The organism is Photobacterium aquimaris, assembly GCF_002954455.1.
Lineage (GTDB): Bacteria > Pseudomonadota > Gammaproteobacteria > Enterobacterales > Vibrionaceae > Photobacterium > Photobacterium aquimaris.
The window spans coordinates 2307767-2332136 of the sequence record NZ_MSCC01000001.1 but is presented as its reverse complement, the minus strand read 5'-3'; the positions used below and the strand labels follow the sequence as shown (position 1 = coordinate 2332136).

The 24370-nt window shown below is 41.9% G+C and carries 27 protein-coding genes and 1 other RNA gene; 16 read left to right on the top strand and 12 right to left on the bottom strand.

Annotation, left to right across the window (positions count from 1 at the left end; all coding sequences use genetic code 11):
- Window positions 1-384 precede the first annotated feature (384 nt).
- Together BTN98_RS10230 and BTN98_RS10225 are read left to right on the top strand one after the other, a co-directional pair.
- On the top strand, window positions 385-627 hold the full coding sequence (locus BTN98_RS10230; protein ID WP_060999877.1) for a hypothetical protein: 243 nt from the start codon (window positions 385-387) through the stop codon (window positions 625-627).
- 250 nt (window positions 628-877) lie between these two features.
- Window positions 878-2029 carry an iron-containing alcohol dehydrogenase gene (locus BTN98_RS10225; protein WP_060999875.1) on the top strand — a complete coding sequence of 384 codons (1152 nt, stop codon included), beginning with the start codon at window positions 878-880 and terminating at the stop codon, window positions 2027-2029.
- 101 nt (window positions 2030-2130) lie between these two features.
- On the opposite strand, the gene BTN98_RS10220 is transcribed toward BTN98_RS10225, so the two are convergent.
- Both BTN98_RS10220 and BTN98_RS10215 read right to left on the bottom strand, forming a co-directional pair.
- A complete protein-coding gene (locus BTN98_RS10220; RefSeq protein ID WP_060999873.1) occupies window positions 2131-2343 on the bottom strand; it encodes a cold-shock protein in 213 nt (70 codons plus the stop codon).
- 199 nt (window positions 2344-2542) lie between these two features.
- On the bottom strand, window positions 2543-3529 hold the full coding sequence (locus tag BTN98_RS10215; RefSeq protein WP_060999871.1) for a DUF2333 family protein: 987 nt from the start codon (window positions 3527-3529) through the stop codon (window positions 2543-2545).
- 407 nt (window positions 3530-3936) lie between these two features.
- On the opposite strand from BTN98_RS10215, the gene epd reads away from it, so the two are divergent.
- The 5 genes from epd to BTN98_RS10190 all read left to right on the top strand — a co-directional run bounded on the left by epd (window position 3937) and on the right by BTN98_RS10190 (window position 9681).
- Window positions 3937-4989 carry an erythrose-4-phosphate dehydrogenase gene (gene epd / locus BTN98_RS10210; RefSeq protein WP_060999870.1) on the top strand — a complete coding sequence of 351 codons (1053 nt, stop codon included), beginning with the start codon at window positions 3937-3939 and terminating at the stop codon, window positions 4987-4989.
- Window positions 4990-5074: 85 nt separating this feature from the next.
- Window positions 5075-6238: a phosphoglycerate kinase gene (locus tag BTN98_RS10205; protein ID WP_060999867.1), complete on the top strand. Its 1164-nt coding sequence runs from the start codon at window positions 5075-5077 to the stop codon at window positions 6236-6238.
- A 159-nt stretch (window positions 6239-6397) separates the two neighbouring features.
- Window positions 6398-7474, top strand: a complete 1077-nt coding sequence (gene fbaA / locus BTN98_RS10200; protein WP_060999865.1) for a class II fructose-bisphosphate aldolase — start codon at window positions 6398-6400, stop codon at window positions 7472-7474.
- Between the two features lie 345 nt (window positions 7475-7819).
- The gene (gene mscS / locus BTN98_RS10195) at window positions 7820-8704 is read left to right on the top strand and encodes a small-conductance mechanosensitive channel MscS (protein ID WP_060999862.1); all 885 of its coding nucleotides are present in this window, start codon (window positions 7820-7822) and stop codon (window positions 8702-8704) included.
- Between the two features lie 257 nt (window positions 8705-8961).
- Window positions 8962-9681, top strand: coding sequence for an oxidative stress defense protein (locus BTN98_RS10190; RefSeq protein ID WP_060999860.1), 720 nt, complete (start codon window positions 8962-8964; stop codon window positions 9679-9681).
- A 96-nt stretch (window positions 9682-9777) separates the two neighbouring features.
- Here the strand turns inward: BTN98_RS10190 and serA are convergent, their stop codons facing one another.
- The 5 genes from serA to BTN98_RS10165 all read right to left on the bottom strand — a co-directional run bounded on the left by serA (window position 9778) and on the right by BTN98_RS10165 (window position 13269).
- Window positions 9778-11007: a phosphoglycerate dehydrogenase gene (gene serA / locus BTN98_RS10185; RefSeq protein ID WP_060999859.1), complete on the bottom strand. Its 1230-nt coding sequence runs from the start codon at window positions 11005-11007 to the stop codon at window positions 9778-9780.
- Window positions 11008-11242: 235 nt separating this feature from the next.
- Window positions 11243-11902, bottom strand: a complete 660-nt coding sequence (gene rpiA / locus BTN98_RS10180) for a ribose-5-phosphate isomerase RpiA (protein ID WP_060999857.1) — start codon at window positions 11900-11902, stop codon at window positions 11243-11245.
- Window positions 11903-12085: 183 nt separating this feature from the next.
- Window positions 12086-12697, bottom strand: a complete 612-nt coding sequence (locus BTN98_RS10175) for a 5-formyltetrahydrofolate cyclo-ligase (RefSeq protein ID WP_060999856.1) — start codon at window positions 12695-12697, stop codon at window positions 12086-12088.
- A gap of 81 nt (window positions 12698-12778) precedes the next feature.
- Window positions 12779-12962: non-coding RNA, 6S RNA (gene ssrS / locus BTN98_RS10170), on the bottom strand.
- A gap of 7 nt (window positions 12963-12969) precedes the next feature.
- Window positions 12970-13269: a cell division protein ZapA gene (locus tag BTN98_RS10165; protein ID WP_060999853.1), complete on the bottom strand. Its 300-nt coding sequence runs from the start codon at window positions 13267-13269 to the stop codon at window positions 12970-12972.
- 387 nt (window positions 13270-13656) lie between these two features.
- On the opposite strand from BTN98_RS10165, the gene BTN98_RS10160 reads away from it, so the two are divergent.
- From BTN98_RS10160 to gcvH, 4 genes are all read left to right on the top strand, one after another.
- The gene (locus tag BTN98_RS10160) at window positions 13657-14238 is read left to right on the top strand and encodes a YecA/YgfB family protein (RefSeq protein WP_060999851.1); all 582 of its coding nucleotides are present in this window, start codon (window positions 13657-13659) and stop codon (window positions 14236-14238) included.
- Between the two features lie 27 nt (window positions 14239-14265).
- On the top strand, window positions 14266-15453 hold the full coding sequence (ubiH, locus tag BTN98_RS10155) for a 2-octaprenyl-6-methoxyphenyl hydroxylase (RefSeq protein ID WP_082732199.1): 1188 nt from the start codon (window positions 14266-14268) through the stop codon (window positions 15451-15453).
- A 2-nt stretch (window positions 15454-15455) separates the two neighbouring features.
- A complete protein-coding gene (locus tag BTN98_RS10150) occupies window positions 15456-16667 on the top strand; it encodes an FAD-dependent 2-octaprenylphenol hydroxylase (protein WP_060999850.1) in 1212 nt (403 codons plus the stop codon).
- Between the two features lie 159 nt (window positions 16668-16826).
- Window positions 16827-17219 (top strand): glycine cleavage system protein GcvH, encoded by a 393-nt coding sequence (gene gcvH / locus BTN98_RS10145; RefSeq protein WP_060999848.1) that lies wholly within the window; start codon window positions 16827-16829, stop codon window positions 17217-17219.
- Between the two features lie 113 nt (window positions 17220-17332).
- Here gcvH and BTN98_RS10140 read toward each other — a convergent pair whose 3' ends face one another.
- The gene (locus BTN98_RS10140) at window positions 17333-17536 is read right to left on the bottom strand and encodes a DUF1107 domain-containing protein (protein WP_060999846.1); all 204 of its coding nucleotides are present in this window, start codon (window positions 17534-17536) and stop codon (window positions 17333-17335) included.
- 484 nt (window positions 17537-18020) lie between these two features.
- On the opposite strand from BTN98_RS10140, the gene BTN98_RS10135 reads away from it, so the two are divergent.
- The 3 genes from BTN98_RS10135 to nqrM are packed head-to-tail and all read left to right on the top strand — an operon-like array spanning window position 18021 to window position 18994.
- Entirely contained in the window at window positions 18021-18320 is a 300-nt protein-coding gene (locus BTN98_RS10135) for a DUF134 domain-containing protein (RefSeq protein WP_060999887.1), read from the top strand.
- Window positions 18321-18323: 3 nt separating this feature from the next.
- Window positions 18324-18794 carry a NifB/NifX family molybdenum-iron cluster-binding protein gene (locus BTN98_RS10130; protein ID WP_060999844.1) on the top strand — a complete coding sequence of 157 codons (471 nt, stop codon included), beginning with the start codon at window positions 18324-18326 and terminating at the stop codon, window positions 18792-18794.
- The gene (gene nqrM / locus BTN98_RS10125) at window positions 18791-18994 is read left to right on the top strand and encodes a (Na+)-NQR maturation NqrM (protein ID WP_060999842.1); all 204 of its coding nucleotides are present in this window, start codon (window positions 18791-18793) and stop codon (window positions 18992-18994) included. Before BTN98_RS10130 ends, nqrM begins: the two co-directional genes overlap by 4 nt.
- 56 nt (window positions 18995-19050) lie before the next feature.
- On the opposite strand, the gene BTN98_RS10120 is transcribed toward nqrM, so the two are convergent.
- The 3 genes from BTN98_RS10120 to ygfZ form a co-directional block, all read right to left on the bottom strand.
- A complete protein-coding gene (locus tag BTN98_RS10120; protein WP_060999840.1) occupies window positions 19051-20001 on the bottom strand; it encodes a LysR family transcriptional regulator in 951 nt (316 codons plus the stop codon).
- 69 nt (window positions 20002-20070) lie between these two features.
- The gene (locus BTN98_RS10115) at window positions 20071-20556 is read right to left on the bottom strand and encodes an aminoacyl-tRNA deacylase (protein ID WP_174545292.1); all 486 of its coding nucleotides are present in this window, start codon (window positions 20554-20556) and stop codon (window positions 20071-20073) included.
- Entirely contained in the window at window positions 20546-21526 is a 981-nt protein-coding gene (ygfZ, locus tag BTN98_RS10110) for a tRNA-modifying protein YgfZ (RefSeq protein ID WP_060999838.1), read from the bottom strand. Before ygfZ ends, BTN98_RS10115 begins: the two co-directional genes overlap by 11 nt.
- Window positions 21527-21778: 252 nt before the next feature.
- Between ygfZ and BTN98_RS10105 the strand changes: the two genes are divergently transcribed.
- Window positions 21779-22039, top strand: coding sequence for an FAD assembly factor SdhE (locus BTN98_RS10105; protein WP_060999836.1), 261 nt, complete (start codon window positions 21779-21781; stop codon window positions 22037-22039).
- Entirely contained in the window at window positions 22008-22457 is a 450-nt protein-coding gene (locus BTN98_RS10100; RefSeq protein WP_331711141.1) for a protein YgfX, read from the top strand. Before BTN98_RS10105 ends, BTN98_RS10100 begins: the two co-directional genes overlap by 32 nt.
- A 39-nt stretch (window positions 22458-22496) precedes the next feature.
- Here BTN98_RS10100 and nadB read toward each other — a convergent pair whose 3' ends face one another.
- Window positions 22497-24113: an L-aspartate oxidase gene (gene nadB / locus BTN98_RS10095; RefSeq protein ID WP_060999833.1), complete on the bottom strand. Its 1617-nt coding sequence runs from the start codon at window positions 24111-24113 to the stop codon at window positions 22497-22499.
- Between the last annotated feature and the right edge of the window lie 257 nt (window positions 24114-24370).

Here is a 24370-nt window from a genome sequence, read left to right as displayed (position 1 = left end):
ATCGTGATCAGTGTTCGAGGAATAATGTTAGCAAAGCCGATGTTTTTATAGCTTTTATCGAGCTAAATCAGCTTAAAAGTGGAGTTATAGGGTTGTTAACCAAGTTACGATCCACCGCAATTGCTGCTACTCAACCCACCTAAACCCAACCAACAAAAAAACTCATAACTTATATATTCACCATCGTGACAACTGCCTTGCTATTCCTCGACTTTCGCAACCTTTAACCCTTGCCCCTAAAACCCTGTCTTTTTAATTGTTTCCATATGGTAATAATCTTTTGCATTTACAATATATTGTTTTGTTTTTGGTAATTGTTAATATAACCCCATCGAAACGCAGACAGCGTTGACAAACAATGATAAAGATAAGGTTATACAACTCATGAAAACAGTTATTAAAGCAATTATCGCTACCGCTATTATCGCCACTTCTTATACTGCATCAGCTCGTGATGGCGCATTTACTGGTAACGTTAGTTTCAATAACCAAGACAATAATGCTGTTGTTGCTAGCCACTACGCTGTCAACGGCACTGCTGATAAATCACATTCAGGGATTGTGGTAACCAACAAAAACAGCCACATGAACTTTAATGACAAACTATTATCAGCGGCTGATAAATAATAGAGCACTAGCGTTCCTCGACTTTAGTTAAAAAACAATTATTACCCATAAGTAAAAGTGTTTTGGTTTTTTCTCTATTGTTACCAAATCAACGAGGTGTAGAATGGCTGCATCGACACAAACAATAACCACTAAGTTCGATATAACAGCAGCCGTTATTCGTTTTTGAAACGCGCAATCAAACAGATTCAGACTTATGGCTAACGCGGTAAGTCACTATAAATTAATAAATAATTATCGGAGTTTTACTATGAGCAATGTATTTTACATGCCACCTGTAACCTTAATGGGTCCTAACGCTATTCAATCTCTAGGTGCTGAACTTGCATCAAAAGAATTGAAAAAAGCCCTTATCGTGACTGACAGTGTGTTAGTTGAAGTCGGTCTGGTTAGCAAGCTAACAGATGAGCTAAAAGCCCATAACTTAGATTTTGTTATTTACGATGGTGTGCAGCCCAACCCAACTGAGAAAAACATTGAAGATGGCCTAGAGCTACTTGCAAACAGCCATGCTGATTTTGTGATTTCATTTGGTGGTGGTTCATCTCACGATACAGCTAAAGGTATCGCATTGGTTGCTGCTAACGGTGGTCATATTCGTGATTACTCTAAAGGCGTGCATCTATCTAAGAAACCACAACTGCCATTGGTAACCGTGAATACAACCGCAGGTACAGCTTCAGAAATGACCGTATTTGCGATTATCACTAACCAAGAAGATGAAACTAAATACCCAGTAGTTGATAAGCACTTCACGCCGATTATTGCGGTTAACGATTCAGAGCTAATGGTCGCAATGCCTAAGTTCCTAACGGCAACCACAGGGATGGACGCATTAACTCACGCCGTTGAAGCGTATGTTTCAACAGCAGCAACGCCAATCACTGATGCATCTGCAATCAAAGCGATTGAGTTAATTGTTAATAACTTAGAAGCTGTAGTGAATAACGGTCAAGACCGCGCTGCACGTGATGCAATGCAGTACGGTGAGTACTTAGCAGGGATGGCATTCTCAAATGCTTCTCTAGGTTACGTTCACTCAATGGCGCACCAATTGGGTGGTGTTTACGACCTGTCACACGGTCTATGTAACGCAATCCTATTGGCTGAAGTTTCACGCTTTAACGCCAAACAAGTACCAGAGCGTTTTGTTGATATTGCTAAAGCAATGGGTATCGACACCGCCGCGATGACGCAAGAGCAAGCAGTGAATGCCGCCCTTGAAGCGATTGATGCACTATCTGAAAAAGTAGGCACTAAGCAACGTTTAACTGATTTGGGTGTAACTGAAGATAAACTCGCATTTATGGCGCAAAATGCTCTAAATGATGCTTGTTCTTTAACTAACCCACGTCAAGCGAGCTTAGAAGAAATCGTTAATATCTTTAAAGCACGGATGTAATTATCAATAATTGTGATTATTTGATAATGACTAAATAAAACTAAGGCCGCTAAGTTAGCGGCCTTTTTTGATAGCGATAAACTGTTTTAATAAAGCTAGGGTTATAAAACCACAACATTGATTGCTTGCAGGCCTTTTTGACCTTGCTCAACATCAAATGATACTTTTTTGCCTACTGGCAGTTTGGTTAATGTTTTATCAGCAATGCCACTGCTGTGAACGAACACATCTGCATTACCAGTATCTTGGGTTAGAAAGCCAAAGCCTTTTTCTTCGCTAAACCACTTCACTAAACCCGTTGCTTTATGCGACATGTGTAACCCTTACTGTAAAAATATCAATAAATAATGTTGCTAATAAATCGTGGTCATTACTAACGCTGAGCAACAGAGTGGGCTGATTATTTCTGTAAACCGAGGGCTTGTAAAGGTCAATGTCGCGCCAAGCAAATCGGCTACTAATAAAAAAGATCGCCTAAGAGCGATCTTTTTGAACATATAGCTGCGTAGCTGGTTAACGCTTTTCTAGAAGATTAATCAGATCCACAGTGCCAGCCTGGGCGCGTGAAACATAGTTGGCCATGATCAATGAATGGTTAGCGATAAGCCCAAAACCATTACCATTTAAAATTATTGGGCTCCATACGGTTTCTTGAGTCGCTTCAAGCTCACCGATGATCTGATCCATCACTACCATGGCTTTGGCTTCTTCTAATACTTGTTTAAAGTCATCGCGCATTGATTGCATTAATAACAATAATGCCCATGTTGAACCGCGAGACTCATAGAAGACATTATCGATTCTTAGCCACGGGGTTTTGGTGTTATCAACTTTGATTTCACGTAGAACACCATTGCCTTCAGCCAATTGATCATGATCGACGTTTAAGTGCGCCTCACCGACCGATGAACCGAGATCTTGTGAAATGCTACCAAGGCGATTTTGCACCACTTCTAGCCACGCGACTAAACCATCATCACGAGCATAGAATGTGGCTTGCTTGCTCGGATTTTTAGTCTCTAGCAGACGATCTCGATAACTGATCAATGAATCGATCGCTTCTTGGTATTGTGATTCTGCACTTGGGAAGTTCCAGCTGTGACTATTAATGTTTAGTGCTGGCTGCGCTTCTTTTTGATTCGGATCAATACGGCTTTCATTTTGAGAACGGCTAATACGATCTTTTAAAATAAGGACCATATCGCGAACTTGGGTTAATACGCCAGCTTCCCAAGCGGGCATGTTATCCATCAATACACTTGGTGGTAGACGGTCATTAGTTAGGAAACCACCCGGCTTATCCAGTAATAATTGATTAATATGGATCAAGGTCGTCGTGGTTTCGTAACCAATAACAGGCTGTTGATGGTTTAGTGTCGCTTGTTGAGCGGCATATTTACTTGGCGAAAAGGTGTCGGGCTCACAAGACCAATAAACTGAGACTGCGTAGCCAAGTAAGACCGCGAGAGCTCCCCCGATAACAATTTTTTTCTTGTTCATAATAACCTCATTGCGGATGTAACAAATGTTTAGCAGTAAAAATAATGGCTGTTAAAGAGCTGAATAGCAGCATGTTGATGCTACTCACCAGGCTGGTGTGTAGATAAATATGTCACTTTGTATAATTATACTACGAATAAATTATTGCTTTTGTGAATTCTATACGGTGTTGATTTGCATCTTAAATAAGCAGAAAAAACCGAATTTGAATGACAGGAAATTGACATTTATAGTAGATAAACATGGTTAGCTATTCACAATTTCAGACTCAACCGAGTAACTTTGTGTGATTATATGTTTGATTATGTAGATATTTAATTAAACACAGTGAGAGTTGTCACAATTATGGTGATTCTCAAACTTGGTTGGTATACACTAACGCCGCTTAGTATTTTTGTAGCACGGATATGACACTAAAAGTCGCAATAAATGGATTCGGCCGCATCGGTCGCAGTGTGCTCCGCGCATTGTATGAGAGCGGTAAACACCACCAGATTAACGTCGTGGCCATCAACGAATTGGCTGAGCCTGAAGCAATGGCTCACTTACTTCAGTATGATTCAAGCCATGGACGCTTCGGTAAGCCTGTCAGTCATGACCAGGAGCATCTTTTTATTGCCCATGAAAATGGTCATCGCGATCAAATTCGTCTGCTTCATCAACCCGATCCTAAATTATTACCGTGGCATGATTTGGATGTCGATATCGTCCTTGATTGTACAGGCCACTTAGGTTCTCGTGCTGATGGTTTAGCCCACATTGATGCTGGTGCTAACAAAGTGTTATTTTCCCATCCTGCTGCCAAAGACATCGATTTTACTGTGATATATGGCGTTAACCATCACCAGTTAACTTCGCAACACACGATTGTTTCTAACGGCTCTTGTACGACGAATTGCATTGTGCCCATCATTCAAGTGTTGGATGATTGTTTCGGTATTGAAACAGGCTCAATAACCTCAATTCACTCTGCAATGAATGATCAGCAAGTCATTGATGCTTATCACCCCGATTTACGCCGAACACGTGCTGCTAGCCAATCCATTATTCCAGTAGATACCAAATTACATTTAGGTATCGGTCGTATTTTTCCGAAGTTTTCTGACAAATTTGAAGCGATTTCTGTGAGGGTGCCCACAATAAATGTCACCGCCATGGATTTAACGGTTACTGTTACAACAAACGTGAAAGTTAATGACGTAAATCAAGCATTATTAAATGCGTCTCGTTGTACATTAAAGGGTATAGTGACTTATACCGAAGCACCATTAGTGTCGATTGACTTCAATCATGATCCCCATAGCGCGATTGTTGACGGTACTCAAACCCGCGTAAGTGGTCAGCATTTAATTAAAATGTTGGTGTGGTGCGATAACGAATGGGGATTTGCTAATCGTATGTTAGATACTGCGTTAGCAATGGCGGCAACAGATAACTCTGCTGCAACGCCGCAAAAATAAGTAGTAAGAATTATTGGGTTTGGCAGTGACGCCGAGCCGTGAAATTTATGAACTTTTATTTTAAATAATGTTGAGAGGGCAAAACATGTCTGTAATCAAGATGACTGATCTGGATCTAGCTGGTAAGCGTGTATTTATTCGTGCTGACCTAAACGTGCCAGTAAAAGACGGTAAAGTAACTTCAGATGCACGTATCCTTGCATCTCTACCTACTATTCAGCGTTGCCTAGAAGCTGGCGCTAAAGTAATGGTTACTTCTCACCTAGGTCGTCCAACGGAAGGCGAATACGCAGAAGAATTCTCTCTACAGCCTGTAGTTAACTACTTAAATGACGCACTAGATTGTGACGTTAAACTAGCAAAAGACTACCTAAATGGTCTTGAGCTAAACGCAGGCGAGCTTGTTGTTCTTGAGAACGTACGTTTCAACAAGGGCGAGAAGAAGAACGAAGACGAACTATCTAAGCAATACGCTGCACTTTGTGACGTATTTGTAATGGATGCATTTGGTACGGCTCACCGTGCACAAGCATCTACTTACGGTGTAGGTATGTTTGCTCCTGTAGCATGTGCAGGTCCACTACTTGCTGGCGAACTAGAAGCGCTAGGTAAAGCAATGGATAAGCCAGCACGTCCAATGGTTGCTATCGTTGGTGGTTCTAAAGTATCTACTAAACTAACAGTTCTTGAGTCACTATCTAAGATTGCTGACCAAATCGTTGTTGGTGGTGGTATTGCTAACACATTCATCGCAGCTGAAGGCAACGATGTAGGTAAGTCTCTATACGAAGCTGACCTTATCCCTACAGCTAAAGAGCTAATGGCAAGTACTGACATTCCAGTAGCAACTGACGTTGTATGTGCTAAAGAGTTCTCTGACTCAGCTGAAGCAACAATCAAAGCTGCAACAGACATCGCTGCTGACGACATGGTTCTTGACCTAGGTCCTGATTCAGCTCAAGCACTTGCTGACATCATCATGAACGCAAAAACTATTCTTTGGAATGGTCCAGTTGGCGTATTTGAAATCGAGCAATTTGGTAAAGGTACTGAAGTTGTTGCGAACGCAATCGCAGCATCTGCTGGTTTCTCTGTTGCAGGCGGCGGTGACACACTAGCAGCTATCGACAAGTACGGCATCAAAGATAAAGTATCTTACATCTCTACTGGTGGCGGTGCTTTCCTTGAGTTCGTTGAAGGTAAGAAATTACCAGCAGTTGAAATGCTAGAAGCTCGCGCTAAAGCATAATTTATTTGGCGTGGAAACTAAGTATATTTATAATATTGTCTTAGTTTCCACGTTTAAATGTTTGTGATAGACGTTATATTTCAGTAAAATAGAAGCTTATCGCAAACGTTTGCACAAGAATTTTTCCACAGACAACAAAGTAAATATAGGACTATTGTTATGTCTAAGATCTTCGATTTTGTAAAACCTGGTGTTATTTCTGGCGACGACCTACAGAAAGTTTTTGCTGTAGCAAAAGAAAATAACTTCGCTCTACCTGCTGTTAACTGTATCGGTACTGATTCAGTTAACGCTGTTCTTGAAGCTGCTGCTAAAGCTAAAGCACCAGTTATCGTTCAGTTCTCTAACGGCGGTGCTGCATTCTTCGGCGGTAAAGGTCTTAAGCTTGAAGGTCAAGGCCCTCAAATTCTTGGCGCTATCGCTGGTGCAAAATACGTTCACGCAGTAGCTGAAGCTTACGGTGTTCCAGTTATTCTTCATACTGACCACGCAGCTAAGAAACTACTTCCTTGGATCGACGGTCTACTAGACGCTGGTGAAGAGTTCTTCGCACAAACTGGTAAGCCTCTATTCTCTTCTCACATGATCGACCTTTCTGAAGAGTCGCTAGAAGAGAACATCGAAATCTCTGGTCAATACCTTGCGCGTATGGCTAAGATGAACATGACACTAGAAATCGAACTAGGTTGTACTGGTGGTGAAGAAGACGGCGTTGATAACTCTGATATGGACGCATCTGAGCTTTACACTTCTCCTGAAGATGTTGCATACGCATACGAGAAACTAAACGCTATCAGCCCACGTTTCACTATCGCTGCATCTTTCGGTAACGTACACGGTGTTTACCAAGCGGGTAACGTTGTACTTACTCCAACTATCCTACGTGATTCTCAAGCATACTGTTCAGAGAAGTTTGGCCTACCAGCTAACTCTCTAAACTTCGTATTCCACGGTGGTTCTGGTTCTTCTGAAGCTGAAATCCAAGAGTCTATCGGTTACGGTGTTATTAAAATGAACATCGATACTGATACACAGTGGGCTGCATGGGACGGTATCCGTCGCTACGAAGCTGAAAACCACGATTACCTACAAGGTCAAATCGGCAACCCAACGGGTGAGTCAGCGCCTAACAAGAAATACTACGATCCACGCGTTTGGTTACGTGCAGGTCAAGTATCAATGGTTGAGCGTCTAGAGAAAGCATTCTCTGACCTAAATGCAGTTGACGTTCTTTAATAGAATATCTGCTACATAAAATGTGAAAAAGCTCACTTCGGTGGGCTTTTTTTTTGTATCAGATTAAGCAGTTAGCATGACTTTATCCTAATATATAAATTATATTTTTTTATGATTGTTCGATTTTTTTTACTAGCCATTTGGTAATTAAAAGATTAATAATGCAGTGTTTCTTTGATGTTATAGTTCGCTGTACTGATTATTATACCTATCACAGTGATAGTGAGCGGTGGTTACGTAACATCAAAATTGTTGCTAAGGTGTTATTTTTTACGGTTTACTGTATGATTTACTCATTAAGCGGCACTTTAATATTATTGTTATATTTTTTAGAGAGATACCTTCATGACAGAGAGCGTTACTGACAAGGTTGTTGAGCATATATCTGATAACTCATTGACTAACGGTGTATTACACGCCGGAAACTGGATCACTAAAAACCAAGATCTATTAGTTCAATATGCAGTGAATATCGTGTCTGCAATACTGATTCTATTTATCGGTAATATCATTGTTAAGATGATTGCGGGTACAGTAGCAAAAGTACTGCGTAAAAAAGACATGGACAACGCGGTTGTTGAGTTTGTTCATGGTTTAGTGCGTTACCTATTATTTGTTATCGTATTAATTGCAGCACTGGGTCGTATTGGTGTTCAAACTGCTTCTGTGGTTGCTGTTATTGGTGCGGCAGGTTTGGCAGTTGGTCTTGCACTACAGGGCTCATTATCAAACTTCGCAGCTGGTGTATTGATCGTTGCTTTCCGTCCATTCAAGTCTGGTGACTATGTGGAAGCTGGCGGTGTTGCTGGTTCTGTTGAATCTATTCAGATTTTCTCAACTGAGTTACGTACTCCAGACAACAAGATGGTTGTAGTACCTAACGCTGCTGTTATTGGTAACCCAATCACTAACTACTCTCGTCATGACACTCGTCGTATCGATTTAACGATTGGTGTTTCTTACAACGCTGATCTTCAAAAAACCAAAGAAGTATTAAACCGTGTTGTGATGGCAAATGAGTTAGTACTTAAAGATCCTGCACCAACGATTGGTGTGGTGGCATTAGCTGATTCATCAGTAAACTTCGTGGTTCGCCCATGGGTTAAGACTGCTGATTACTGGGGTGTATACTTCGAACTTAACCAAGCAATTAAAGAAGAGCTTGATAAAGAAGGTATCGAAATCCCATTCCCACAAATGGATGTTCACCTAAATAAAGTTGAGGCGTAATTCGCCTGACTGTTAGTTGTGATCGAAAAAAGAAGCCTGATGGCTTCTTTTTTTATCTATACACTGTGGCTGATCGCAATAATAGCGTGTCTAAAACGATAACCTTGCTGAATCAATACTGCAGTTTAATTAAAAACGGTGTTCATTAAGTTGGGGATTTGTTAGCATTACACCATCATTACTGATGAAAATACTGTATTTATCACTGTGCTAGTGAATAAATCACCATGTTATGCGACTCAGAAAAAGGATCAACAATGAAAAATACATGTTTAGCAATAGTACTTGGTGTTAGTGCGTTTGCTTCAGCGTCTGCAATGGCGGCTGATATTCCATTTCCTCATTTAGAGACAACCGGTCGTGGTGAAGTTGTAGTACAGCCTGATATGGCGGTATTTTCGGTTAATGTAGTTGAAACCAAAAAAACGGCGGTTGATGCTAAGTTAGCAGTTGATCAGGCGGTGACTAAGTTTATTGAGCGTTTAAAAGCTGCTGGTGTGAACAAAAAAGACATTAATAGCGCCAATATTGCCTTGTCAGCACAATATAATTACCCTAAAGATCACAAGCCTGAGTTAGTTGGTTTTAGAGCTAATCGTAATGTTGAGGTGACAGTGCATCAACTGACTAAGCTAAATAGCTATTTAGATGACGCTCTTGGTGATGGTATTAACCAAATTAATAATATTGATTTAAAAGTTGCGAATACGGAAAAGTATCAACAACAAGCACGCCAAAAAGCGATCGAGAATGCGAAGCAAGTTGCCGCCTCACTCGCGCAAGGGTTTGGTAATAAAATCGATGGCGTATGGCAAATTGATTACAATACCAATAACCAGCCAATGCCATACCGCCGTAGTAATGATGCTGTTATGTATAGCAGTATGAGTAAAGGCGCGGTTGATCAAAGCTACACTGACAACAGTATTGTTATTAAAGACAGTGTTAATGTGATCTTTAAATTATCCGAAAAATAATCGCCCCATAAATAGTTATCATCTCGATTAAATAGCCATAAAAAAGGAGAGCATATCGCTCTCCTTGTTGTTATTAGCGGTTATTAAAAGAGGGGATTAGTGCAAAATACGCGCGCGAATAGTGCCATCAATGAGTTTTAGTTGCTGTAAGGCTTCTTTTGAGCGTTCGGTTTCGATATCAATAACTACATAACCCACCTCGGCACCAGTTTGTAAGAACTGAGCCGCGATATTAATACCTTCTGAAGCAAAGATAGTGGTGATTTGATTTAGTATGCCGGGACGGTTGTGGTGAATGTGCAGCAAGCGAGAACAGCCTTGATGCTCAGGCAGTGATACTTCTGGAAAGCCAACCGCCGATAGGGTTGAGCCGTTATCAGAATATTTGACTAATTTACCTGCGACCTCAATCCCAATATTTTCTTGAGCTTCATGGGTTGAACCACCAATGTGTGGCGTTAAAATCACATTATCAAACTGCATTAGCGGTGATTCAAACGGGTCATTGTTGGTTTTAGGCTCAACAGGGAAGACATCAATTGCAGCACCTACAATGTGTTTGCTTTCTAGTGCACTGCAGAGCGCATCAATATCAACCACTGTGCCACGAGCGGCATTAATGAAAATTGCCCCCGGCTTCATGCGCGCAAATTCTTCGACGCCCATTAAATTTGCCGTACCTTTAGTTTCAGGTACATGCAAGCTAACCACATCCGATTTATTGAGTAATTCAGATAATGAACTCACTTGAACCGCATTGCCTAGCGAAAGCTTGGTTTCAATGTCATAGAAACACACTCGCATACCAAGGTTTTCAGCCAAAATCCCCAACTGGGTACCAATATGACCATAACCAATAATGCCTAATGTTTTACCACGCGCTTCAAATGATTGATCTGCCGATTTTAACCATTCGCCACGATGGGCTTTGGCGTTTTTCTCGGGAATGCCGCGTAATAATAATAGAATTTCACCCAGAACCAGTTCAGCAACACTACGAGTATTGGAAAAAGGGGCGTTGAAAACAGGAATACCGCGTCGTATTGCTTCATTGAGATCAACTTGATTGGTGCCAATACAGAAACACCCTACAGCGGTGAGTTTTTTAGCAGCCGCAAAGACCTCGGGGGTTAACTGGGTACGAGAACGAATGCCGATAAAATGGACATCTTTTACCGCTTCTAATAGTTCTTCACCTGCTAAAGAGCCTTTATGGTATTCAATATTGGTGTAACCAGCTTGCTGTAAAACTTCAAGTGTTGACGGATGGAGACCTTCTAACAGAAGGATTTTTATTTTTTCTTTATTGAGTGACACAGTTGCCATAGGTTCTTATCCTTAAAAACGTAGCGACTAATGATGCTAACACTGCGGTTGTTAAACGAGGGTTATTACATATCAGTAGCTAAATGGTTAAACGTTTGCTACATGCTGTTTAATAAAGTATCAAAAATTAACCATTAAGGGTAAGAATATTACAAAAAAGCCAATAAAAAACGGCAGCTAATGATTCGCGAGCGATCAACAGCTGCCGTTTTGTAGTCAAATAACGAATTAATCATTATTTTTCGATGATTTTAGTTCCTTCAGGTGTACCAACAAGTACAACGTCAGCGCCACGATGAGCAAATAAACCCACAGTTACCACACCTGGTAGCGCATTAATGCTGTCTTCCATTGCTTTAGGATCAGTGATCGCCATGTTATAAACATCAAGAATGATATTACCGTTATCTGTTATCACACCTTCGCGGTATACCGGATCACCACCGAGTTTAACTAATTCACGACCAATAAAAGAGCGTGCCATTGGAATGACTTCAACTGGTAATGGGAATTGACCTAGTACATCAACTTGTTTGGTGTTATCAACAATACAGATAAATTTCTCAGCAATCGCCGCGACGATTTTTTCACGAGTTAATGCCGCACCGCCGCCTTTGATCATGTCAAATTGGGCATTGATTTCATCTGCACCATCAACATAAATATCTAGGCTAGCAACGTCGTTAGCATCAAAAACTTTAATTCCAATTTGCTCTAGGCGCTCAGTTGAGGCAACAGAGCTTGAAACTGCGCCTTTGATCTCTTCTTTACGGGTTGCCAAGGCATCGATGAAGTGATTAACAGTTGAACCAGTACCTACACCAACAATACTGTTTTTTGTTACGTACTCAAGTGCTGCCCAACCGGCTGCTTTTTTCATTTCATCTTGTGTCATGCCGTTCTCCTCGTAATGACCTCAATTATGCGAAAGGTGATTATAGCTAACCGAAGTGATTTCGTCAGTCGGATTCTATGGTTAAACAATGCAAACTTAAAACTAAAAATATAACTTTTTGAATAACATACAATTATATTTAGTTTTTTAATCAAAAAAAGCCAATCGTTTGCGTTGGGTGTGTTATGACTCTGTAAACTGATAGTTAGGGGTGATGATCAATGGTAATGGCACATCCCAGTGTTGATTGGGAAGCTGAGCAATATATTGGCAATCATGACCAATACCGATGGGGTAAGGGCCGCGGCGGTGCAGGTGCCACTGGCTTAAAGTACGATCATAATAACCACCGCCCATGCCAAGGCGCTGTCCGAGACCATCAAAAGCCACCAATGGAGTGCAAATCACATCAAGTTGTGCAACCGGCTTAACGCGTCGAATATCCAACTTAGGTTCGCTGATACCGTAGCGATTGGTGATCATTGGTGTGTCGGTATCATAGTGTAAAAACAGTAAATGACCTTTAGTAAACGGATGCAATACCGGTAAATACACCGATTTTCCTTGCTGCCATAGCCATTTGATAAACGGCTGCGGATCAATTTCACCGTCATTAGCGATGTAAACCGCAATGTGCTGGCTATGTTGAATACGATCTAAGGTTTGTAAGCGTAAGGATAATTGTTGTGCTGCGTGGTGTTGTTGTTGAGGCGATAGTTGTTGTCTAGCATGACGAATTTGTTGTCGTAGCTGAGAACGTAATTGCTGGCTGGTAACTGAAAGGGAAATCGTCACGTAATTATCCAATCCATGAACAGTGAGTGTTACTGGATTGTAGAGCGCTAATACGCAGAAAGGAAGTCAAACTAAGGTAAGGGATGCCCCAAGGTGCCGTTGCGAAATAAGGCCCTTGAACCAGATGTTCAAGGTGGACTGGCAACATTAACCGCAGGCTTCTCAGTCAGGCTGAGCATGCACAATAGCTAATAAAAAAGCCAATCCTGGGTATTTGCTTATCGGCTCGGGGACGTTCATTCACTGACGCACACCCCAGGGTCAATTCATTATCAACGCTTTGGCTGATATTGCAATACTTTATCTAAATTTTCTTCTAGTGAATTGATTTTATTGGATATTAATTCAGCATTGCGATTATGTTGTTGGCGTTCTGAATGCAACTCGTTACTGATATTGAGACCAGTAAAGATTAATAATTGTTCTACGGATACGTTAGTACGCGCAGACATATCTTTCAAGCGTTGGTCAAAATCTGTCGCCGCGGCACGTAATGCATCTTCTTGGCCCGTTGGACAATTAACTTTTAATTTTCGGCCCAATACTTGAATTTCTACAGCCTGAGTACTCATAAACCTTCGATTTGCTCCGTGCCAGAATGGGTATTCATTCCGCTTGCGACGTGGTCAATATAGAAAAACCCTATACAAGATGCAAGCGACTATGTCTTGGTTTTGGTTCATTATCTTCTGACTAAACAGATATTAATCAGACTCGGTTCGAAGTTGATTAAGGATTGAACGTTATCACCAGTGTTATCATTTGCCGAACTAGGCTTAAGTGTTAGCATAACACAGTGCTACCATTCGCTCATTGCTATTTATTATACTCGCTAAACCATAACGGTGAGTATTGTTTGGTACAATTTCAGTGAGTGTAACCTTAATCATGAGCATTATTGTTAAGTAATGGTCACAATAATTTATCTTAATATCGCGTCAACTAAAAGGTGATAAGCCATGAGTGAAATAACCCTACCGACATACTCTGCTGTTGAAGCGGCTTTAAAAGAGCAAGGCTTAGCCGCGATGCCTGCTGAATTACATGGTTTACTCAGTGGCATGATTTGTGGTGGTCTTGCTGTTGATGATGAAAGCTGGGCAGGTCCAGTATGTGATTATGCCAACGAAGGCGAGCCACTGACCGATGGCGCTAAAATGATGGTGCGTACTTTATTTACTACCACTGCTGAAGAATTGATTAGCGGTGGGTTTGAGTTCTCACTGTTGATGCCAGATGATGATGAGCCGCTATCTGAGCGTGCCGAGGCATTAACTGAGTGGGTAAATAGTTTTATTTCTGGTTTAGGGCTAATGGATTTACAAAAAAATCAATTGTCTGAAGAAATCACTGAAGCATTGGCTGATTTACAAGAGATCTCACAACTTGGTATTGATGAAGATGAAGATCTTGAAGAGCAAGCGGCATTGTTTGAGCAAGTACTTGAACATGTACGTATGTGCGTGTTGAGTTGCCATTCTGAACTAGGTCAACGACTAGTGAATGACGACGATGCGCAAGAGCAACCAACAGTTCACTAACAATTACTATTGCGAAAGGGACAAAATGTGAAGCAATATGATGTAGTTATTGCCGGCGGCGCAATGGTGGGTGCATGTTTAGCGATTGCACTTGATGAATTAACCCAGCATCAATTACATATCGCGGTAGTTGAGGCGGTAGCAACCGATGATCAGCAACACCCGGGCTATGATGCGCGCAGTATTGCACTATCGCATGGTTCGAGCCGCTTGTTAGACTCGATTCTACTGTGGCCTGCATTGGCAAAGGTTGCGACGGCAATCAAGCACATTCATGTGTCTGATCGTGGTCATGCTGGTATGGTTGAGTTATCCGCTCAGCAACTGGCCGTTGATGCTTTAGGTTATGTGATTGAATTGGCTGCTGCTGGTGAAATTTTTCATCACCAGTTAGTAACGCGTCCACAAATTGATCTGTTTTGTCCCGCAAAAGTTGAGCATATAGAACGTACTCAATCAGAGGCGTTAGTGCGGTTAAGCAATGGTAAACGGTTACGGACTAAATTAGTGGTAGCTGCTGATGGTGCGCTATCCCATTGTTGTGATTTGCTTCATATCGGTCGCAATGAACATGATTTTGAGCAAGTGGCGATCATTGCTAACGTTACTACCTCAGAGCCACATCAAGGCCAAGCATTTGAACGGTTTACTCACCATGGGCCGGTAGCATTATTGCCGATGTCTCAAGGGCGAAGTTCATTGGTATGGTGTGTTGAGCCGCAGCAACAAGCACGGATTATGGCATTATCTGATGCACAATTTTTAGCAGAATTACAAACTGTGTTTGGGTGGCGATTAGGCGCGTTGACTATGGTGGGTGAGCGTCATTGTTACCCATTAATATTACGCCAAGCGCAACGGCTAGTTTCACATCGAACTGCGGTGATTGGTAATGCTGCTCAAACCCTTCATCCTATTGCTGGCCAAGGTTTTAATCTTGGGCTTCGCGATGTGATGACGTTAGCTGAAGAAATAGCAGCAGGCGTTGCACGTGGGGCTGATATTGGTTTACCAACCGTATTGGGCCGTTATCGTGAGCGTCGGTTACCGGACCGACAAGCAACTGTTGCCATGACCGCTGGCTTGGTGGGCTTATTTGCCAATGATAATCCTGCGCTCATTGCTGGGCGTAATCTGGGCTTAATGACTATGAGCCTTTCTAATACACTTCAAGCACCGCTGTTACGCCGTGCGATGGGACAGGTAAAACGATAGCTATGATGCAAAATGTTGATATCGCCATTATCGGTGGTGGCATGGTCGGTTTAACGTTGGCTGCAGCGTTAGCCGATACTGAATTACGAGTGGCTGTGATTGAAGGTAAATTGCCTGATCCTGAGTTAGCTGCGTTACCTGACGTGCGAGTGTCAGCCTTAAGCCGTGCTAGCGAGCGAATATTACGTGGGGTTGGGGCTTGGAATGGTATCTGCGACCGTCGAATGAGTCCTTACAGTAAAATGGAGGTCTGGGAACAAGACAGTTTTGCACATATTGATTTTGATGCAGAGCGTTTAGCCCAACCTAATTTAGGCTATATTGTTGAAAACCGAGTGATTCAGTTAGCGTTACTGGATCAGGTCAGTAAGCAAGCCAATGTGAGCTTATTTGCACCTGATAAATGCCAGAATATCGCCTTTGGTGAAACAGAAGCTTGGATCACATTAGAATCAGGCAAAAACCTCACCGCTAAGTTAGTGGTTGGTGCTGATGGTGCTAATTCATGGTTGCGTCAACATGTTGATATTCCACTGACCCATTGGGATTACGGTCATAGTGCGTTGGTGGCTAATATTCGTTGTGATGAGCCTCACTTGCAGACCGCGCGGCAAATATTCCGTCCTGATGGTCCATTAGCTTTTCTACCATTAGCACAACAAGATCTGTGCTCAATTGTATGGTCATTGCCGCCAGAACAAGCACTGCAACTTTGTGATGTCAGTGACGAGCAATTTAATCAACACTTAACTGCTGCGTTTGATCATCGTTTAGGCTTATGTCGTGTGGAAGGTCAACGCCAAGCCTTTCCACTTAAAATGCGTTACGCTCAAGATTTTGTACGCGAACGGGTGGCACTAGTCGGTGATGCAGCTCATACGATCCACCCATTGGCCGGCCAAGGGGTTAACCTTGGTTTATTGGATGCAGCAGCATTAGCGCAAGAAATTATTGCTTTATGGCAAGCAGATAAAGACATTGGTAAGCAAGCCAACTTGCGCCATTATGAGCGCTGGCGTAAAGCTGAAGCGGCTAAAATGATCACCGCTATGCAAGGTTTTAAGACTCTGTTTGATGGTGCTAATCCAGCCAAAAAACTGGTGCGCGATCTCGGCATGTTATTTGCCAATAAAGCGCCAGGTGTCAAAGATGAGTTTATGCGTCGCGCCTTAGGATTAAGTGGTGAATTGCCTGAATTAGCGCGTTATAAATAAAATCGATTTAGAATGCTTATTGAGTCATAAGTTATTAAACCGTAGCATTTTTTGTTGCGGTTTTTTTGTGTCTAAATGAAGCAAAAAAAATTATTTCACCTACAGTAAAATATAGAGTGATAGTTACCGATTTATAGTGAATTTAAAAAGGATATATGAATGAGCTATGTGCCCTCAGAATTAAAATTTACCCATACTCATGAATGGTTACGTGATGAGGGTGATGGTGTTTATACCGTTGGTATTAGCGATCATGCTCAAACATTATTGGGTGATATGGTGTTTATTGATTTGCCTGATACAGGAGCCGCTGTTGATGCTGGTGAAGAATGCGCTGTGATTGAATCAGTAAAAGCAGCATCAGATATTTATGCGCCGTGTACTGGAACAATTATCGCTATTAATGAAGAACTTGATGCGGCACCTGAGTGGGTAAATAGTGATCCTTACGGTGATGGATGGTTATTTCAAATTCGTATTGATGCAGACCAAGATACCGATGAATGGCTGGATGCTGAAGATTATCTCGATACGATTGCTGATGATGAATAGTGACGACAATTAAAGCCCACTCAATCAAGTGGGCTTTAGGCTGTTTACTGGGCTAATAATTTGGTGTTAATAACTATTGCCGTTGTCGACTACGTTCAGAGTCAATGTCATCTTTAGTAAATTTCACGTAGACGCTTAATTTCGAGGTTAACTTCGTTAACCGTATCATAATGATGCTGTTGCGCCTTAACTGGCACTAACAATATTCCCTTTTCAAAATGATAGCCCCCACGACCATCAATATAAATTCTTCCATTAAATATACGACTAACATGCTTGGCAATTAATTTAGGCAAGTAGCGTTTGAACATCCGCATAATACAGTTTAACTCCGACCGTCCTGGCGATTAACGGCATTAGTATACTAGAAATCAAATGACGTTTTTGTGACATTATCAGCGTAAATTTAACGATATTGTTAAATTGATAACGTATTCAACAGCTATAAACGTAATCTGTAGATTAATATCCTAAATTGCTGGTATTTTATAAATCATTAACCTTGTAGAAAGTTAGCTGTTTTCTGTGACGATAAAGACAAGATTGCCGATTTTTGACTGTGATTGTTTATATGTGGTGTTTTTTTAAACGTAAGGTGGTGCTGGTGGCATTCGTTATGGTGATAGCTTTGAAGGCTATTTCGATACTTTATGCTGCTGAATATTTTTTGAAGATTTAGTGGCAGTGCGATCTTCATTAGATGCTAAAAAATAATTTAGATCGTCATTTATGATCCTAGATCAAGGTATGGTTTTTGGCATATGCCAATAATGAGATAAATAAACCGAGATGATGATCATTATGGCACGTCCCAAAATTGTCAGAAAAATTGCCTGTCGTCCTGCTTATAGTTGCTTTAAACCCAACGGAGTACCAATGAAGCAATTACCACGATTAACCTTAGCGAGTGATGAACTTGAGGCATTAAGGCTAGTGGATATGCAAGGATTACAGCAACTGCAAGCGGCACAACAACTCGGTGTATCACGCCAAACCTTAGGAAATATTATTGCTCGTGGGCGCCATAAAGTTGCTCAAGCATTAGTGATGGGAATGGTATTAGAGTTAGCACCAGACAGCATACAGACTACCGAGGATTAATTTATGTTAATAGCAATTGCATTGACGCCACGAAATCAAATAGCAGGCCATTTTGGTAAAGCAGCCACGTTTGCTATCTATGATCAGCAAGGTCAACTGGTTGAGCGGATTGAAAACAGTGGTAGTCGTGAGTTGGGGTGCAAACATAAAAAAATATTGCAGCGCCAACTGGCAGCATTGAACGTAACTGAAATTGTATTGGGCAATATTGGCACCCGTTCTTTAGCGCGATTATTACAAGCTGGGTTTAGTGTCAGTCGTGTTGCACCACGAACAACATTAGTTGATTTTTTAGCCGGCGGCGTGATCAAAGAAGCGTTACTGACGGCTGATCAAGGGCGCGCTTGTAAACGTGAAAAAGGTGGTTGTGGCTGTGGTTGTGGCACTAAAAAAACAGCACCAGCAGTGGCTAAAGTCGGTATGTTTAGCCCGGTTGCGAATGGCCTTGGTAAAATTGGTGGTTTAAAACTATGACCACGTTTTTATTAACTTTAGGGATCTTTTGGGCCGTTATTGCAGCAATGGCAATTGGATGGTTTGTAAAGCGTCAAACAATCAGTGGCAGCTGTGGCGGTTTAGCCAATGTTGGTGTTAATAAAGAGTGTAATTGTGATGAGCCTTGCGATGAACACAAACTTTATCAAATCCAAGAACCGAGTAGCCACGCGCATTAATAGCATTAATATCACTGAGTAATCATTGGCAGGGCATTGTTGCTCTGCCAGGATAATTAACGGCTAGATCGAAGTTGTTTAACATGAGTGATCACCGTATTGGCAACGATATGGCGTAGCCATTGGTTGCGGGGGTGATTACTGTTGCGATGGAGCCATAATAATCGAATATCAAAATCAGCTATCGCAACAGGCGGTGGGCATTGCGTTAACTGGTCATTAAAAATATCCAGTTGTGCCATCAAGCGCGATACCACACAAACTAAATCGCGACCGCTTAACAAATGCCGAATAGTGAGAAAGTTATGCGATCCGACTGCCACTTGACGTTGAAATCCTTGCTGGTGTAATTGAGTATCAACTTGGGTGGTGAGCTTACCATCAGGGCTTACCAGCGCATGAGGATGAAGGCGATATTGTTCGAGACTGACTTGGTCATTAAGACCTGTTGCCTGTTGATCATAAAGGCAAACATGATCTTCGGTATATAAATACTGATGTTCAATATCCTTGCCCATATCTGTCATTGAACCAATAACCACATCAATGCGATGCTGATTAAAATCAGTGTGATAACTATGACGATCGACATTAAAAAAACTTAGTTGGCATTGTGGCGCTTGGTGGTGAATTGCATCATACAGTGCTGGGGCAAATAATAATTCGGCGTAATCGGTTAAGCCTATCCTAAAAGTGCCACAGAAATCAGCGGGTACAAACACACTTGGTCGCAGTAGTTCGTTAGTAATCAATGCTAAAATGGTATCGACGGTTGAGGCATGCTCTAACGCGGTTTGGGTTGGTAACATTTGGTGGCCATGACGCTCAAACAAAGGGTCATTTAATAAACTACGTAGTCGCGATAAGTTATGGCTCATTGCCGACTGACCAATGGCAAGTTTATTGGCCGCTTTAGTCACGCTGCGGGTTTCCATTAATGCAGAAAAAGCAATTAATAAATTTAGATCAACCCCGCGCCAATTAATATCGTGATGATAATTTGTCATCAACAGTTCCTTTATGTTCAATCAAGCGGCATTGTGATTAATGCCGCTGATGTTATCGCTGATGATTAATTAGAGCTGATCTCGGCAGATATCAGCGAGCATGGGATCGCATAAGATCAATAAATCATCGGTGGCGATCTCAATCCCAGCCATGCGATCACCACTACTGATATTCACTTTTTCTATTGCCGCAATCGCATTATCAAACACGATCACCAATGGCCGCTTTAAGCCGAGCGGAGCAACCGTACCGATAACTAAACCGGTGACTTTTTCAACTTCGGTCGCATCCGCGCAAGTCATGCGCTGGCAACCTAATAATGCGCGTACTTTTTTAGGATCGACCGCTTGTGGACCCGGTACACATGCCAGTACATGAAACCCCGACATGTCTTTGAGCAAGATGGATTTAACCATATGCTGTGGATCAACCCCGCGTTCAGCTGCCGCCTCGGCAATGGTTTTAGCCGGCTTGGTGTGCGGCAGTAAACGGTAATCAACCCCTTCGCTAATCAATAGCTGAGTGACGGACGTATTAATTGAATTATTCTGCATTGACATCGTACGGTAGGTCGAGTTTGTGCCATAGCGCATCTGGCGCAGTTGCGAAACGGAATTGACTATCAGCATCAAGATCATTAGGTAATACCACCAGTGCCAATGCATGATTGTCACTGTAGTGATAACCACAGATCACGGTGCCACCTTTACGCCAATTTTCACCGACACTACGCTCTAATCCATCACCTGGTTGTGGGCATTGTGTTGCTGCGCCAGCAACGATATACATCGCACGTTTATTAATACCACGGTATTTAGCCCGCGCGACGGTTTCTTGGCCGGTATAGCAACCTTTTTTAAAGCTAATACCATCGACCGCTTGTAAGTTTACTGCTTGAGGAATGAATTCAAGTTCGGTGGCACTATCAATACGTGGCATCGCCGCTTGAATGTCATATAAGTTCCACAGTTCGGTGGTTGTTAAAGTTGCTGTTGGTGCCAAGGTGGTAATTACACTGTCAGCTTGTTCTGCGGTGGTGATAATTAACCAACGCGCGTTATCAACTTTTACTGCCGTAGCTGTGTCGTTATAACGTACATCAGCATCGCCACTGAAATGATGATCAATGGTTGCTTGAGCCTGCGCCCCTGCGAGCCCTAAAATAACCGCCGTAGTTTGAGTGATCTCTGTTTTAGAAAAGACCGCATATTTTTTTAGTTCAGGCAGTTGGGTTGCCATCACACTTTGACGTTGTAGTAAGCCGTAACCATTTTGGTAATGGAAAACGCGCAGGATAGTACGTAATTTTCCTTTGGCATCACAGTGACCAGCAAAGGTTGATTTATCGGCTGTTAATGACACTACATCACAGGTTAATTGACCTTGTAAGTAGGATTTACTGTCTGGGCCAACAAGTGTCACCATGCCCCAATCGCTAAGGTTGATCATTGCTAAATCAGGTAAAGAATCGGTGCTAGTTAATGCTAGTGGGGTGAAAGAGTGCTGAGTTGACCAAGTGTTCATAATGGTATCCACAAATGCTGTAATGATGATGCTATGTTATACCAACTGAACAAAATAATTAACCGTGGTAACACGATGGGTTAATTGACTGTTTTTACTGGTCGTCATTATGGTGGGCTAGGTCTCATCTTGAATGATTGCTTGTGTTGGCGCATGGTCGTTATTGAGTACGACTGGTACTATATTTATCATGGAAATACGCCAAGTATTCAATTATCAGTGAGCCAATAGGCAAGCACATAGAGGTTATGTATGTTAGTTGCAGAAGAGAGAGCCCGCGTTAAATGGGCATGTCGTCGTGGCATGTTAGAGTTAGACGTGTTGGTGATGCCATTTTTTGAAGAATGTTTTGATGATCTATCAGAGCAGCAGCAACGTGATTTTATTTCTCTATTAACCTGTGATGATCCTGATTTATTTAAATGGATGATGCAACATGGCCGTAGTGACAATCCTGCTCATGCGATGATGGTCGATAAGATTGTTGCCCACAACAACAGCAAGCTACGTTGATCTAACGCTTCACTTATCCCCGTGCCTGCACACTGCACTGAGTCGATGTTACTTTGGTGCAGTGCTATTAATGTTTGTTGTTCCACCGGTTTTTTGGCCGCTGAGTTATTTTTTTGCCGAAATGTTAGTGTTTGAATGGCAAAGGATATATCACCATTATTTGCGTCAGCAAGGCCCATTACGGCTGTATAGTGATGGCCATCTGCGGTGGTGTGATCAAGCAGGTAAAATTGTAGCGGTGAAAGTGGTCAGCCGTTGGCTAGTGATATTGTCGATAGCACATCAGCGTAATCAATGGCTGATTATCTGCTGTGACAGTTGTGATACTGCAAGTTATCGGCTCTTAAAAATGTCGCTACATTTAGGACTATTAAAGCCTGCAGCCGCAGACAATAACGATGATGCTAACGAGCATTAGTATCATCGTATGGTTGAGTTATTACTTATTTAAGTGCGGTTAGTAATTACTTGGCACTAAAACAGTGGCGGTTGCTTGCTGGTCAAGTTCAGGATAATCAAGGGTATAGTGTAATCCTCGACTTTCTTTTCGTTCCATTGCACAACGTACTATCAGCTCTGCAACTTGTAATAAATTACGCAGTTCCAAAAGATTATTTGAAACACGGAAATGACAGTAATACTCATCAATTTCGTGTTTAAGCAATTCAATGCGATTCATTGCCCGCTCTAAACGTTTAGTTGAACGTACAATACCAACGTAATCCCACATAAATAATCGTAATTCATGCCAGTTATGTTGAATCACCACTTCTTCATCAGAATTAGTTACTTTACTGTCATCCCAAAATGGCAATTGTTGTGGCTGTAAGATGGTCTTAAATTGGTGCTCAATATCTTGTGACGCTGACCATGCATAGACTACGCACTCAAGTAATGAATTAGATGCCATGCGATTGGCTCCATGAAGGCCGGTGTAGCTGACTTCACCAATAGCATATAACCCTTCAATATCGGTTTTACCTGATTTATCTACCACCACGCCGCCACAGGTATAATGTGCAGCAGGAACAATTGGAATCATATCTTGGGTGATATCAATCCCGTAACCTTGCAGTTTTTCAGCAATGGTTGGAAAGTGGCTTTTAACAAAATCGGCTGGCTTATGGCTAATATCAAGATACATACAATCAGCACCTAAGCGCTTCATTTCGTAATCGATCGCACGTGCAACCACATCACGAGGAGCCAGTTCTGCGCGCTCATCAAAATCGAGCATAAAACGGCTGCCGTCAGGACGACGTAAATACGCACCTTCTCCGCGTAGAGCTTCACTTAATAAAAACGTTTGTGCTTTGGGGTGGAATAGACAAGTAGGATGAAATTGATTAAATTCAAGGTTAGCAACACGACAACCTGCACGCCATGCCATCGCAATACCATCGCCCGATGACACATCAGGGTTGGAGGTGTATTGATAGACTTTTGATGCACCTCCAGTGGCTAATACCACAAATTTGGCTGCAAGAGTTTCAACACATTCTTTGTCGCGGTTCCAGACATAAGCCCCTAAAGCACGATTGGTGTCAGCTTGCGGATTGATTTTTTTCTCGGTGATTAAATCAAGCGCATTATGGCGTTCAAGAATGGTGATATTAGGATGATTACGGGCTTGTTCTTGAAGTGAGGTTTGCATCGCCATGCCAGTGGCATCTGCAGCATGAAGAATGCGACGATGACTATGGCCACCTTCTAAGGTCAGATGGTAGCGAGGGTCGTCGTCAGTATAGGATTCTTCACGATCAAAAGGTACACCGCCATCAATTAACCATTGCACGCATTGCTTGGCGTTTTCAGCGATAAACTGCACCACATTCTGGTCACAAAGATGAGCTCCAGCAATTAACGTATCTTCAACATGGGATGCAATACTGTCAGACTCATCAAAAACGGCGGCAATGCCTCCCTGAGCATAATAAGTTGCGCCTTCACTAAGGGGACCTTTACATAAAATAGTCACTTTTCCTAGGTGGGCTAAATGCAGTGCCAGTGATAACCCTGCAGCGCCACTACCAATGACTAAAATGTCGCTATCGTGTTGATGAGGCTGGTTCATAATGATTGCATGTCCATGTGATAATCTTATTTCATGCTATCAAATTTGTTATAAAAAGACATATTTGTTTGGGATTGGTAAACTAAATATTATTAATATACGGTGCATTAGCTATGTTATTGTTAACTGTTAGTGCACTAACCGCTTCATACCATTGTGATTATTTTGCTTTTTTCAGTCACAGATCCTCGTCAGTATGATTATTTCAGGTAAAATGACAGCAGTTATTCTTTCTATCTTGATTTCGTTATCAGTCA

Coding starts and splice junctions, on each gene's coding strand:
- BTN98_RS10230 (WP_060999877.1), top strand. CDS start 385: ATGAAAACAGTTATTAAAGCAATTATCGCTACCGCTATTATCGCCACT.
- BTN98_RS10225 (WP_060999875.1), top strand. CDS start 878: ATGAGCAATGTATTTTACATGCCACCTGTAACCTTAATGGGTCCTAAC.
- BTN98_RS10220 (WP_060999873.1), bottom strand. CDS start 2,343: ATGTCGCATAAAGCAACGGGTTTAGTGAAGTGGTTTAGCGAAGAAAAA.
- BTN98_RS10215 (WP_060999871.1), bottom strand. CDS start 3,529: ATGAACAAGAAAAAAATTGTTATCGGGGGAGCTCTCGCGGTCTTACTT.
- epd (WP_060999870.1), top strand. CDS start 3,937: ATGACACTAAAAGTCGCAATAAATGGATTCGGCCGCATCGGTCGCAGT.
- BTN98_RS10205 (WP_060999867.1), top strand. CDS start 5,075: ATGTCTGTAATCAAGATGACTGATCTGGATCTAGCTGGTAAGCGTGTA.
- fbaA (WP_060999865.1), top strand. CDS start 6,398: ATGTCTAAGATCTTCGATTTTGTAAAACCTGGTGTTATTTCTGGCGAC.
- mscS (WP_060999862.1), top strand. CDS start 7,820: ATGACAGAGAGCGTTACTGACAAGGTTGTTGAGCATATATCTGATAAC.
- BTN98_RS10190 (WP_060999860.1), top strand. CDS start 8,962: ATGAAAAATACATGTTTAGCAATAGTACTTGGTGTTAGTGCGTTTGCT.
- serA (WP_060999859.1), bottom strand. CDS start 11,007: ATGGCAACTGTGTCACTCAATAAAGAAAAAATAAAAATCCTTCTGTTA.
- rpiA (WP_060999857.1), bottom strand. CDS start 11,902: ATGACACAAGATGAAATGAAAAAAGCAGCCGGTTGGGCAGCACTTGAG.
- BTN98_RS10165 (WP_060999853.1), bottom strand. CDS start 13,269: ATGAGTACTCAGGCTGTAGAAATTCAAGTATTGGGCCGAAAATTAAAA.
- BTN98_RS10160 (WP_060999851.1), top strand. CDS start 13,657: ATGAGTGAAATAACCCTACCGACATACTCTGCTGTTGAAGCGGCTTTA.
- BTN98_RS10150 (WP_060999850.1), top strand. CDS start 15,456: ATGATGCAAAATGTTGATATCGCCATTATCGGTGGTGGCATGGTCGGT.
- gcvH (WP_060999848.1), top strand. CDS start 16,827: ATGAGCTATGTGCCCTCAGAATTAAAATTTACCCATACTCATGAATGG.
- BTN98_RS10140 (WP_060999846.1), bottom strand. CDS start 17,536: ATGCGGATGTTCAAACGCTACTTGCCTAAATTAATTGCCAAGCATGTT.
- BTN98_RS10135 (WP_060999887.1), top strand. CDS start 18,021: ATGGCACGTCCCAAAATTGTCAGAAAAATTGCCTGTCGTCCTGCTTAT.
- BTN98_RS10130 (WP_060999844.1), top strand. CDS start 18,324: ATGTTAATAGCAATTGCATTGACGCCACGAAATCAAATAGCAGGCCAT.
- nqrM (WP_060999842.1), top strand. CDS start 18,791: ATGACCACGTTTTTATTAACTTTAGGGATCTTTTGGGCCGTTATTGCA.
- BTN98_RS10120 (WP_060999840.1), bottom strand. CDS start 20,001: ATGACAAATTATCATCACGATATTAATTGGCGCGGGGTTGATCTAAAT.
- BTN98_RS10115 (WP_174545292.1), bottom strand. CDS start 20,556: ATGCAGAATAATTCAATTAATACGTCCGTCACTCAGCTATTGATTAGC.
- ygfZ (WP_060999838.1), bottom strand. CDS start 21,526: ATGAACACTTGGTCAACTCAGCACTCTTTCACCCCACTAGCATTAACT.
- BTN98_RS10105 (WP_060999836.1), top strand. CDS start 21,779: ATGTTAGTTGCAGAAGAGAGAGCCCGCGTTAAATGGGCATGTCGTCGT.
- nadB (WP_060999833.1), bottom strand. CDS start 24,113: ATGAACCAGCCTCATCAACACGATAGCGACATTTTAGTCATTGGTAGT.